Source organism: Ktedonobacter sp. SOSP1-85, assembly GCF_016587415.1.
GTDB lineage: Bacteria > Chloroflexota > Ktedonobacteria > Ktedonobacterales > Ktedonobacteraceae > Ktedonobacter.
Genome location: NZ_BNJI01000001.1, coordinates 2,907,066 through 2,919,953, shown reverse-complemented (window position 1 = coordinate 2,919,953; position 12,888 = coordinate 2,907,066). Strand labels below are relative to the sequence as shown.

The 12,888-nt window shown below is 55.1% G+C and carries 8 protein-coding genes; 5 read left to right on the top strand and 3 right to left on the bottom strand.

The window, feature by feature from the left end:
* Positions 1 to 55 precede the first annotated feature (55 nt).
* From KTE_RS12210 to KTE_RS12200, 3 genes are all read right to left on the bottom strand, one after another.
* The gene (locus KTE_RS12210; RefSeq protein WP_201381314.1) at positions 56 to 2,029 is read right to left on the bottom strand and encodes an alcohol dehydrogenase catalytic domain-containing protein; all 1,974 of its coding nucleotides are present in this window, start codon (positions 2,027 to 2,029) and stop codon (positions 56 to 58) included.
* A gap of 211 nt (positions 2,030 to 2,240) precedes the next feature.
* Entirely contained in the window at positions 2,241 to 3,488 is a 1,248-nt protein-coding gene (locus KTE_RS12205) for a cell wall metabolism sensor histidine kinase WalK (RefSeq protein WP_201381312.1), read from the bottom strand.
* A gap of 42 nt (positions 3,489 to 3,530) precedes the next feature.
* On the bottom strand, positions 3,531 to 4,289 hold the full coding sequence (locus tag KTE_RS12200; RefSeq protein ID WP_007908627.1) for a response regulator transcription factor: 759 nt from the start codon (positions 4,287 to 4,289) through the stop codon (positions 3,531 to 3,533).
* Positions 4,290 to 4,820: 531 nt separating this feature from the next.
* Here KTE_RS12200 and KTE_RS12195 point away from each other — a divergent pair.
* From KTE_RS12195 to KTE_RS12175, 5 genes are all read left to right on the top strand, one after another.
* Complete coding sequence (locus KTE_RS12195; RefSeq protein ID WP_007908625.1) at positions 4,821 to 5,258, top strand: Rrf2 family transcriptional regulator; 438 nt, start codon at positions 4,821 to 4,823, stop codon at positions 5,256 to 5,258.
* 331 nt (positions 5,259 to 5,589) lie between these two features.
* Entirely contained in the window at positions 5,590 to 6,000 is a 411-nt protein-coding gene (locus KTE_RS12190; protein WP_201381310.1) for a response regulator, read from the top strand.
* A 41-nt stretch (positions 6,001 to 6,041) separates the two neighbouring features.
* A complete protein-coding gene (gene cysK / locus KTE_RS12185; RefSeq protein ID WP_201381308.1) occupies positions 6,042 to 6,995 on the top strand; it encodes a cysteine synthase A in 954 nt (317 codons plus the stop codon).
* Between the two features lie 492 nt (positions 6,996 to 7,487).
* Complete coding sequence (locus KTE_RS12180; RefSeq protein WP_201381306.1) at positions 7,488 to 8,321, top strand: hypothetical protein; 834 nt, start codon at positions 7,488 to 7,490, stop codon at positions 8,319 to 8,321.
* A gap of 1,044 nt (positions 8,322 to 9,365) precedes the next feature.
* Positions 9,366 to 12,857: a DNA-directed RNA polymerase subunit beta gene (locus tag KTE_RS12175; RefSeq protein ID WP_201381304.1), complete on the top strand. Its 3,492-nt coding sequence runs from the start codon at positions 9,366 to 9,368 to the stop codon at positions 12,855 to 12,857.
* Positions 12,858 to 12,888 lie beyond the last annotated feature (31 nt).

Sequence of the window (12,888 nt, the reverse complement as noted above, 5' to 3'; positions counted from 1 at the left end):
GGGTGTCGGCCTGCGGGCCGGATGAGTCCATGCCAGCATGGACCCTACAAACAGTCTACTTCTTGCGGCGATTACGTGTCCGCGAAGGTCGCTCATGTTCAATGGCTGGAGGGGGTATAACTGGCTGCTCCTGGCTGTCTGACTCCTGGGCGCTGTCTTCAGTTACTGGCATCTCCTCTTCGTGTTGGAGCGCGGACTCATTGGACTGCTCAATAGGCGCGTCAAGCATTGGCTCGAATGGTTCCTCAGGCTGTTCGGGTGTGACGATGGGGGTCACTTCTGTCTCGGATGGCTCCTCGGCCTCGGCGGAGAAGTCGATTGGCAACTCTTCGGCCTGCTGTTCCGGTGTGGCTGGTAGAGGCTCAACTGAGAGGACCTCTGGCTCGCCAGGCGTTTCTAGCACTGGTGACTCGCCGGGTTGAACCTCGGCGTCGCTAGCGGATATTGCTGGCACTAGTTCGCCCTCAGCATTCGCGGGGAGTGATGGCAAGTCTGACGTCGAGGGAATATCCAGGAGAGGCTCGCTTTTCTGCTCCTTGACATGCGTCTCGCTGGCTTGAGCCTTGGCCTCTACTCTGGCTTTATGCCTGGGGTTGGGCATCGCATCCGTCTTCTCGACGCCGGAGGTAGCAGGAGGGGCGGGAGCTACAAACTTAGCAGTTGACTCCTCCTCGGGCGCCGGGGTCGCTGACGTGACAGGCTCTATGTTCGGTGTCGTGGCAGAGCTGGTCTTGAGCGCCTTCTCGCGTAGCGGGAGCAGCGAAGCCGAGCGCCTTGGACGCGCGGAGGCGCGCACGTTAGGCACGACGGATTGAGGGACAAGCGAGTAGTCAAATACAACCTTGATAGCCCGGCTCTTGTCCTTGCCCATGGCGGTTTCGAGCGCCTGGCGATAGTCGGTCAGCGCGAAGCGATGGGTCAGGAACTGCTCGGGCGCAATACGTTGTTCGCGCATCATATCGGCGACGACCTCGAAGGTAGAGTGCATGCGCCCGCTGCGCTGCGGCCAGTGCTCCTGTCCATGGCTCATAGTACCAATGAGCTTAATTTCCTGGTTCCAGACGGGCGTCAGGTCGATATGCATCGGGTGGAGGTGGACGCCCACGAGAACCACGTTTGCACGCGCACTGGCCCAGCGCAGGGCGTGGGGGAGCGTGCGGTTGCTGCCAATGGTATCAAAAATTGTCTCATAGCCGCCGACCAGCATATGATTGCCCAGCCAGCCTCGATAGCTCCTGGCATTTGTGACAGTCTGGACGCCGAGGTAGCTATCATGGGTATAAATAATGTGGCTGGCACCCAGGCGTGTGGCCTGCTCTATCTGGAAAGGGTGGCGTGCCAGGACGCTGATCTCAGCCTCAGGAGCCAGTGCGCGCAAGACCTGGAGCGTCAGCAGGCCAATGACGCCCGCGCCAATGATAAGCACCTGGCTATCGGGGCGGGGTAGGGCGCGCAGGACCGCGTGCAGGGCCACAGCCGTGGGTTCTAGCAGGACTGCCTGCTCATCGCTCATCCAGGAGGGAACGCGGTAGAGCCTTTGCTCCGGCAGGAGCATCTCCTCGCTCCAACCGCCGCCGATGGTGTGCGGGCCGGGCAGCGCGCCATGTTCGCATAAATTGTAGAAGCCCTCGGCGCAGAAGCGGCAGATGGGCTGGACTCCCTGCGAGAGGCAGTTCGCCTCGTGCTGGAGCACAACGCGGTCCCCTACGCGCAGGTGCGTTACCTCGTCGCCAATTTCGACGACTTCGCCCACGACCTCGTGCCCGGGATAGTGCTGTTGATGACCGGGCAGGGCCGCCAGAGAGACGCGCAAATCACCGTCGGCACTCACGAGATGCAGATCGCTACCACAGATGCCAGCGAGTCGGTTGCGGACGCGTACCCAGGAGGCAGCGGGGAGGGTAGGGCGAGGCAAGTTTTCAACACGGAGAGGAGCATAAGAAGAGAAGTACGCGCCGCGCGAGAAGCGGCCCAGCACTCGTGTGAGAAGAACGCGTTTCGGGTCGAGATCAAGCGTTGAGGTCCACATATTTCTGTCTCTCTTTGGCGAAACTACCGCTTTGGACAAAATTTTGTAGTTAACAATAATAGTAGTACTTATTTTTAATGATGGCAGTGTAACATGCTGCCAGCAGGACGGTCAATAAGCATAGGAAGGATTGCAGGTTTTATTATGATAAGGTGGGTGCGGTGGCGGCTGGCGCAGCCAGCCGCCACCGCACCCACCTTATCATAATATATTACTTGGTGTAGGGTAGCATAAATGTAAAATCGCTGCCCGCGTCCGGGGTGCGCTGAACAGTAATATGGCCCTGGTGGGCGTCGACAATAGCCGCGGCAATGGCCAGGCCCAGGCCGGCTCCAGGGGTTCGCTGGTGCTGCCCATGATAGAAAGCCTCGAAGATATGTTTCAGTTCATCTTCTGCAATGCCAGGTCCATTATCGATTACATGTACCTCGATCTGTTGCTCGCGCTTGGTCAACTGAACGGTAATCGAGCCTTCAGGCGCGGGCAGGCCATGTTTTACCGCGTTGTCCAGCAGGATATAGAGCAGTTGTTTGATGCGCTCTTTATTGGCTTGCAGGCCGAAGGGAGCATCCCCACGCAGTGAGATCTGCATTCTGCGATCATCAGTTGCCTGGGTGCGTGCCTGTTCGATGCTCTCTTTGACGAGGTCGAGTAGATCTATATACTGCATTTTTAGTGGTTGATGTTCACTGAGACGCGAGAGCGTGAGCAGGTTGTTGATCAAAGCTGTCATACGCTCGCCCTCGTTGCGCATCAATGTCAGAACGCGCTGCGCGGTCTCGGGATCGTCTTTGGCGCCGCGCAAGAGAACCTCAGTAAAGCCCCGAATTGAGGTCAAAGGTGTGCGTAACTGATGGGAGGCGTCGGAGAAGAAGCGACGGAAACGCTCTTCGGCTGCATGCTGTAACTCTTCGGCGCGCTCCAGGCGCGTCACCATCTCATCGATGCTGCCACACAGGCGGTCGATCTCGTCCTGTGGTGGCAGGTGAAGAGGCGGGAGGCGACTGCGCTGCTTTAGATCGCCCAGAGCAATGGCTTGTGCTGCATCGGTCAAACGTACCAGTGGGCGCAGGAGGAGCGTCGTAAAGGTCGCGCTGAGGACAATACCACCCAGAGCCAGCAGGGCCACCGTTGGATAGAGCAGGGCATTGCTGCCCGACGCATCACGCAAGAGTATCGCCGCGACCATCAGTACCATGAGCAGGATCAGGCTGAAGATAGTCGAGAGCTGTACGGGCAGGCTAAGAAAGGGGCGGAGCCAGCGTGGAGTCTGAGCCGTGAATGTGCGTGCAGGCATGATCATGCCCGTCAGAGGCGATGTAGTAGTGGAAGAGGTCTGAGGCGAGACAGGCTGAGATGACACTGGAGCCGAGGGGCTTTCAGTGTTAGCGTGCTCGCTTGCGGCCGTTATCTTCCGCCGTGAGGTCTCTTGTGATTGCTTCGAATATGGATCAGGCATTACCTTTGGACTCCGCTATAGACAGGAACAATGTGTTGCGCTTTACCCTTTCAACACGTATCCAACGCTACGAACGGTTTGGATGAGCCTAGGAGTACTGGGTGAATCCTCGATCTTCTCGCGCAAGTATCGTACGTAGACTTCAATGATGTTCGTTTCGCCGAGAAACTCATAGCCCCAGACGCGTTGAAGAATCGTCTGTCGGTCGAGCACCTGGCGCGGATGGCTCATAAAGAGGTGAAGCAGGTTATATTCGGTCGCGGTCAGCTCAATCAGGCGACCAGCACGGGTGACCTCGCGGGTAGCGGTATTCATACGCAGATCTTCAAACTCGAGCATGTTGCCATTCTCGGCTCCTGCCGCGCCCTGGGGACTCTTCGTGCGTCCTTGACGTCGTAAGATGGCGCGAATACGCTCAAGTAATTCATCGAAATCAAAGGGTTTGGTCAAATAGTCATCCGCACCCGTACGCAGGCCCGCGATACGGTCGCGTACCTCGTCTCGCGCTGTAAGCATCAGAATAGGAATCTCGCGTGTTGTTGGATTCTCGCGTAAGCGGCGACAGACTTCCAGGCCATCTATGCCGGGGGGCATCATGACATCCAGAATAATGATGTCTGGATTGATGCGCAATGCCGTAGCGATACCAGTCTCGCCATCGTTAGCCGACTCAACCTGAAACCCTTCATAGCGGAGGCCGAGGCGAATAAATTCAATAATGTTCTCTTCATCGTCGACGACCAGGACTCTTAAGAGCGGCTGTTTCTCCTGTCCTGATTGCCATGAATTGCCTTGCTGCATAAGTACAGGACCCCCTTGAACCCAGAAAACGTGGCCATGGCATGCATGAATAGAGTGCCTTAAAATGTTTAGAATGACAGTCTCATTATAGATGTCCTTATGCAGGGCTGCAAGCTTGTACGAGCATATGCGCCATATTCTCAGCAGAAATTAATCAATGGAGGTGGCAGAAGCGGTGGCAAAGCTGAGGTGTGTAACAAAACGGGAAAGCGGTAATAGCGGGGTTGAGGAGCGATGCTACCCATTGACATGCATGCTTTACTGATATATTCTAATATCAACTTTACTTACTTCTGATCCGAAAATCCTGAGTGCGAAGCACTAGTCACGCCAGTGACGTTGGGTTTCGGAATAAGATCTTAAGTATCTATCACTCTTTCCTCACCTGGAAAAACGGGTTGGCAGTGACTGGCAAAGGGAGGCGTCACGCGCACTTCAACGTCCACATAAGATTACCGTAATTTGGCATGTATTAATAATAGATGAGTGGAAGCTAGATCAGTCACATCGCCCGAAAGAAAGGTCCCATATATGAAGCTTACAATGAAGGGAGACTACGGCCTGAGAGCAATGCTTGATATGGCCGCTTATTATGGACAGGGGCCAATTGAGAGCTCAGATATTGCCAGTCGCCAGTATATCCCTGAACAATACTTAGATCAGATCTTGATGGTCTTGAGGAAAGAGGGTCTGGTAAAGAGTGTGCGTGGCCCCAAGGGTGGTCATATGCTAGCGAAAGCGCCGGGTCAGATTACAATGGCTCAGGTGATGCAAGCCCTGGAAGGCTATGTACCACCGATGGAGTGTCTCCCAAATCCCGACTTTTGCAAACTCTCCCCAGGATGTGCGCTACGCGAGGTCTGGCAGAAGATCGACGCTGCGACCCAGGAGATACTTAACTCGACCACAATTGAGGAACTGGCGCAGCGGCATCGTACAGGCACCACCGAGACCATGTACTATATCTAGCTCACACACGAAACGCGAGACGGCTTTCCATCTGGTAGGGACCCGGTTTACCGCGTCCAAATGCCATTAATGGCATGCCAGCGCAAGCCGAAGCCTTTGGTGGGCAATAAGTGTTGTTGCGCAATATCATGAAATGGAACATTTTGGGCTGCGCCCACAGACGATCAATCGCCTTCGGACGCGCTAAAGCTGGTCCCTACCGAAAAAAAGCGCGTTTTTATATCCATAAATAATAATCCAATTGAGGAGGGGTGGGCGGAGAGGCGCCAGGGGCGTGGAGGGTATTGAGCCAGGAACGGGGACGTTAGCCGATAAGGGGGTTTGGAAGCACGTGGCTGAAGCAATGGATGCAACACGGCCAGGAGCGAGCAAGCGTATCGCTATCATTGAGGATGATCCACTCCTGAGAACGCTTTTTAGTGATACCCTGGACTGTTTTGGGGATTGGCAATTAAGCTTTTTTATAGATGGGCAAGAGGCCAAGGATCGTTTGCCTGAACTGGACGCGCACCTGATTCTCCTGGATGTCGGCCTCCCCAATCTGGATGGTGCCTCGCTCTACAAGATTCTCAAGGGGCACAACAAGACGAAAAACATCCCTATTATTATGATTACAGGGAGTCATGAGTGGGAGCTACATCGCATGGGCTTACAATCTGGCTTGTTGTTACGCAAGCCCTTTAAGATTGAGGAGCTCATCAATATTATTACAGCTTTGCTGCCCGCTGAACCCCAGAGTTAAGGGCAGGCAGAGAAGTATAGCAAAAGGAAGAACAGGATATTATGACCGGTTGGGCGCACGACGCTTCTGAACTCGTTGGTCGCACTCCCCTGGTCGAGTTGACGCGTTTTCCCGCCAGGGCTGGAGGCGCGGCAGCGACGATACTGGCCAAATTAGAGATGTTTAGCCCAGGTGGGAGCGTCAAAGATCGCGTGGCGAAGCGCATGATCTGTGAGGCGGAGAGCCAGGGCCTGCTCCGCACGGGAAGCACAGTTATCGAGCCTACAAGCGGTAATATGGGCGTCTCGCTGGCGATGATCGCGGCTGCACGGGGATATCGCTGCATACTGACTATGCCAGATACCGTAGGCCTGGAGCGGCGTCTCCTGTTGCAGCGTCTGGGGGCTGAAGTCATGCTCACGCCCGCGCGCCAGGGGATGCGGGGTGCTATCAATAAAGTGATTGAGTTGCGCACAACCCTTCCGTACGCCTGGTATCCCCAGCAATTTTATAACCAGGCCAATCCACGCGCACATCGCGAGGAGACCGCGGTCGAGATCTGGGAGGAGACGGGTGGTGCTGTGGATATGGTGATCTTAGGTGTAGGGACGGGTGGCACGCTAACGGGCATCGCCGAGGGGCTGCGTGAGCGCAAGCCCGAGGTCGAAGTCGTTGCCGTCGAGCCCGCCTCCTGTGCCGTCCTTTCAGGTGGACGTCCGGGCCCACATCGCCTGGAGGGCCTAGGTCCGGGTTTTATCCCCGATACGTTGCGCGTGGACCTGATTGACCGGGTCATTCCTGTCAGCGATCAAGACGCGGTCGCGACCGCCATCCAGCTGATGCAGGACGAAGGGCTCTCGATTGGTATTAGTAGTGGAGCCGTGGCCTGGGCCGCCTTGCAGGAGGCGCGCAAAGAAGAGAATCGGGGCAAAATCATAGTGACGCTCTTCCCCAGCGCAGCCGAACGCTATCTACACACCGTCCTCTTCGATGATCTCCGCGGCAAAACACGCTAACTTAGCGTGTTTTGCCGCTCTACACTTTTTTCTGCCGCCTGCGGTGGTGAGGGGAGAAAGGGAATTTGGGGACACCCCAAACCCCGCCAGGGGCGCTGCCCCTGGACCCCGTTTTGCGAGAGAGCGTATCAAGTCCGCTCCGAAGGCGCTGCCCCTGGACCCCGTTTGCGTAATCAAGCCAATTCCGAGTCAAGAATGAAGACAGGGAGGCGGACCGCCAGGTCCGCCTCCCTGTCTTCATTCTTTATCCCCTCGTAGGGAATCAATACGAAAAACGAAGATACAACGTGTTATAATTGGCGGCCAAATAATGTAACCTCAGCGCCAGGGGAATCGTTTAAAGACATAGGAGATAATGGCTAGGCATACGTTAAGCGCTGAGAAGCAAACGCAATCTGTAGATCCTGAATCTTCTTCTCCGAAAACCTGAGCGCGAAGCGCTAGACACGCCAATGACGTTGGGTTTCGGAATAAGATCCATAAGGGGATAATATGAAACAACCTGCTAGTGATACCTATATCTTTCACCTGGGGCGTACAGCCTATCAGAGGACGCGCCTGCTGGGTGTGTTGATGGCGGTCGCGCTGTTTCTGGGCGCACTTGGGTCGGCCTGGGCGTGTGGCTGGATGTGGGGCACTTATCGTCATGATTTTACTTTTTATCTGAAGTGGCAGGATGCGCTGGTCGGCCTGCTGGGTTTCCTGACCTTCGCGATGCTCAAAGGGGATATTTTGATTGCGCGCTTCCTCTTCGCGCTTCACCAGGGCTATCGCAAGGGAACGTTTCTCGTCAGCGAGCATTCGCTTGAGGCGCGTGATCTCTCTCCACTGAACCTTTCCAGCATTTTCTGGATGATGAACAGCGAGTTCTGGTGCTTTGTGGCCGTGCTGGTGGGCCTGGTGCCAGCCATTCTTGTGGGCTGGACCCTGCATATTACACAGCCGCTCTTACTGGTACTGGCGACTGGGTCTGCGCTCTTGTTGAGTCTGGCGGGCCTGGTAGTCAGTATCGTCGCATTCTCATTTATCCTGATTGGCTGTGTCGGTGCCATCTCGTTCACTAAAAGCCTCGGCGCGCCCCAGACCTATGAGTTGAGCAATCGAACTATGGTACGCATAGATGATTGTCAGTTGACCATCATCTATCCAGGCGCTCAGGAATCGCTCGTGGATCTGCGTTTATTGGACAAGGAAGATCGCTGCTTCTTGCTGGACTTGCTACGTGAGCGCTGGAATAACGCGCAACAGGTGTGGAATCCCACGCTGGGCGAGGAGATTGAGCAGGCCTTACGCGAGTCTGAAGAGCGCCGCGCCGTTTTAGTGTAGAGTGGCGTGGGACAATGTCTGGGGGGGACTTTCCTGACCTGTGGAATAAATGATGACTGGCCGATGTTTCCTATGGTAGATATAATGATGGGAAAACGTGCTGGTTAGTCGCTTTACTGGCAAGCGAAGAAAATACAGACCAGAGTATTGACATATGTAGGTGGAAGTAGTATACTTACCTCTTGCCAGTGTAGTATACTAAAAGCAGCGATATTTCCGATAGCTGCTGATGAGAAGATACATAATAGGCTAACAAGGTTGGCTAACAAGATTGACTAACAAGCGAGCAAAGAACGGACAAACACATCATCTCCCCAAGTGCGCAGAGTGAGCGTAGATACCACAAACAATACTTTTATCCACAGCAGAAGACCGACACCGATGTCAGTATGCAGCATGGATTTGTGTTGGATTGTGTTGAGCGGGGGGTGGTGTGAGTTTTCTGCTGTTCCAGGCTCTTAGTTGTAAGATCTTATGCGGAAACCAACGTCACTGGTGTGACTAGCGCTTCGCCCCCATTCGGGGACAAGCGCTCAGATTTCCTTATAGGCAGTAAACTCTTGTTCCGAAACCCAACGTCGCTTACGCGACTAGCGCTCCGCGCTCAGGTTTTCGGAGAAGTAGTAAACAGAGTTTGTAAAGCATGCCAAGAGTATATCCTGTTGGGGGTGATGATGTGTGGGCGCAAGGCAGGAGAGATTGTTAAGTTTCAATGCGAGTAGGAGTAACCGCTTATTGAATTGGTGAGCGGTTACTTTTCTTGTCGTTGACCGTTTCACAACACAGGTCACTCTAGGTACTAATAGATAACATTTCGCAATTATCAAGAAATTTTTTCTGTTTCCCGTTACTCTTTGAGAATGTCTCCATCCCGTGCCTCTACGCTATGCATACATGTAATACGCTTATGTATTATACAACGTTGACAAACGGCTGTGTATGCGGCGAGTGGTGTGGGCCTCTGGTGCATTCTGTGAGTGGCATGCCCCCGCGTGTCCCTCATAATCCTCTATGGGCGAACTAGGTGAGAGGAGAATACCACATATGGCAGTAAGCACGAAGGCCGTTGCACTCCCAGAGCGCGTCTCTTTTGGGCGTATCCCGGACATACGGCCTATGCCTGGCCTAATTCAGATTCAGCTCGACTCCTTTGAATGGTTCAAGAAGGAAGGTCTCCGCGAACTTTTCGAAGAAATTTCTCCTATTGAAGACTTTACCGGCAAAAACCTCAGCCTGGAATTTATTGTCCCTCCTGAACCCTTTGGCAAGCCAAAGTATGACGAGGATGAGTGCCGCGACCGTGACGCGACCTATGCCGCACCCCTCAATGTGAAGGCTCGCCTGATTAATAAAGAGACAGGTGAAATCATCGAGAAAGACATCTTTATGGGTGACTTCCCGTTGATGACAAAGGCTGGTACCTTCATTATCAATGGTGCCGAGCGCGTGGTGGTGAGTCAGTTGGTGCGTTCCCCCGGCGTCTACTTCACGGTGGACGAGGATGCGACGACTGGGAAAAAACTCTTTGCCGCAAAGTTGATTCCTGGACGTGGTGCCTGGCTGGAGTTTGAGACCAGCAATAAAAACCTGCTCACAGTCAAGATCGACCGCAAACGTAAGCTACCTGTAACGACCCTGTTGCGTGCCATTTCGCGCCTGGCCAAAGAGCACTGGCATGTGGAGGACCTGGACCTCTCGACCGACCAGGGCATTCTGGATGCCTTCGCCGGGGTAGATAACGACCCAGTCATCCGCTATATTCAGGCGACCCTGGACCGCGATCCCGTGAAGAAGGAGGAGGAGGCCCTCCTGGAGCTGTACAAGAAGCTGCGTCCTGGCGATCCCGCCACCCTGGACAACGCGCGCTCCCTGGTCAAGAACCTCTTCTTCAATCCACGCCGTTACGATCTGGGCAACGTTGGTCGCTATAAGTTGAACCGCAAGCTGGACCTCTCGATTCCGCAGAGCCAGCGTATCCTGACGCAGGACGACCTGGTGGCGATCATCCGGCGCCTGGTCTCGCTCAACAATGGGCGTGGACGCAAGGACGACATCGACCACCTGGGCAACCGCCGCGTGCGCTGCGTGGGCGAGCTGATTCAGAGCCAGTTCCGCGTTGGCCTGCTACGTATGGAGCGCGTGGTCAAAGAGCGCATGAGCATTCAGGAGCCTGGGCAGGCCACCCCGAACGCGCTTATCAACATCCGCCCTGTCGTGGCCGCGATGAAAGAGTTCTTCGGTGGCAGCCAGCTGTCGCAGTTTATGGACCAGGTCAATGCCCTGGCGGAGATCGGTCACAAGCGCCGTCTCTCGGCCCTGGGTCCCGGTGGTCTCTCGCGCGACCGCGCAGGCTTTGATGTACGTGACGTCCACGAGTCGCACTATGGCCGCATTTGCCCGATTGAGACCCCTGAAGGTCCAAACATTGGTCTGATTGGTAACCTGGCGACCTATGGCCAGATTAACCCCTATGGCTTCATTGAGACGCCCTATCGTCATGTGATTAAGCGCCTGGCGGCAACTGACGGGCGCCTGCTTGGTCGTGAGTTGCGTGGCTATTACGGTCGTCGCGAAGATATCGTGACAGAGGATGGCGAGGTGCTACTCAAGCGCAACAATCCGGTGCGCGTAGATGAGGAGCTCTTTGAGAAGCTGGCCTTCCTGGGCGATACGCCTTTGAGCATCAAGCCATTTGTCACCGATGAGGTCGATTATCAGACCGCCGATGACGAAGAAAACTTCTATATCGCCCAGGCGAACGCTGTGCTGACTGATACCAACGAGTTTGCTGATGCACGCGTGCTGGCCCGCTATCAGGGTGAGTTTACCGAGGTTCCCTCGGAGAGCATTGACTACATGGATGTCTCGCCGCGCCAGACGGTGAGTGTCGCGACCGCGCTGATTCCCTTCCTGGAGCATGACGATGTGAACCGCGCACTGATGGGCGCGAACATGCAGCGCCAGGCCGTGCCTCTGCTGCGACCGCAGTCGCCCATTTGTGGTACGGGCATTGAGCGCCAGGTGGCCGTCGACTCGGGCCAGGTTATTGTGGCTCAGGCGACCGGTGAGGTTGTCTCCTCTACCTCGCGCAAGATCGAGATCATGGACCAGCATGGTCAGCTCTACTCGCACGCCTTACGTAAGTTTGTGCGCTCCAACAATGGTACCTGCATTAACCAGCGTCCCATTGTGAAGAAGGGTGACTATGTTACCAAGGGCCAGGTCGTTGCCGATAGCTCCTCAACCGAGCTGGGGGAACTGGCTCTAGGTCAGAACATTCTGGTGGCCTTTATGAGCTGGGAGGGTGGCAACTTCGAGGACGCCATCCTGATTAGTGAGCGTATCGTGCGTGAAGACCTCTTCACCTCGATCCACATCGAGAAGTACGAGGTGGATGCCCGCGATACCAAGCTTGGTCCCGAAGAGATCACACGCGACATTCCAAACGTGGGTGAAGAAGGTCTGCGCAACCTGGATGAGCGTGGCATCATCTATGTCGGCGCCGAGGTTGGTCCACAGGATATCCTGGTCGGTAAGATCACGCCGAAGGGCGAGACGGAGCTGACCGCTGAAGAGAAACTGCTACGCGCCATCTTCGGTGAAAAGGCTCGTGAAGTCAAAGATACCTCACTGCGTGTGCCTCATGGCGAGCGCGGGAAGGTTGTCGAGGTCAAGGTCTTCTCCCGCGAGGCGGGCGATGAGCTCTCGCCAGGCGTCAACCAACTGGTTCGCGTGAGCATCGCGCAGAAGCGTAAGATCGGTGCTGGCGACAAGATGGCTGGACGTCACGGAAATAAGGGCGTTATCTCGCGCGTGCTGCCAATTGAGGATATGCCTTTCCTTCCCGATGGTTCACCAGTGGATATCATCCTGAACCCGCTGGGTGTGCCTCACCGTATGAATATCGGCCAGATCATGGAGACGCACCTGGGCTGGGCTGCCAGCGTTCTTGGCTTCAAGATCGCCACCCCGGTCTTTGACGGCGCGACCGAGGAAGATATCGAAGAGATGTTGCGGCGTGCGGGCTTGCCTGAGTCAGGTAAGGTTCAGCTCTATGATGGGCGTACTGGTGAGCCATTCGATCACCCGATCACTGTTGGCTATACCTATATGCTCAAACTGGCCCACCTCGTCGAAGACAAGGTACACGCCCGTTCAACTGGACCATACAGCTTGATCACGCAGCAGCCGCTGGGTGGTAAGGCGCAGTTCGGTGGACAGCGCTTCGGTGAGATGGAGGTATGGGCGCTTGAGGCCTACGGCGCGGCTAATATCCTGCAAGAAATCCTGACCGTCAAGTCGGACGACGTTGTAGGTCGTGTGAAAACGTATGAGGCCATCGTCAAGGGCGAAAACATTATGGAGCCTGGCGTGCCTGAATCCTTTAAGGTGTTGGTCAAAGAATTGCAAAGCCTCGGTATCAACGTTGAGGTGCTGAACGAGGACGAGCAGAAGATACAATTTGTGGAAGACACCTCGAATGATGTGATGCCGGAACTGGGTATTAATCTGTCCGGTTTCGAAGGAGACCAGTAGTAGGGAGTGCGACCGTGTATGCGTGTCTGTA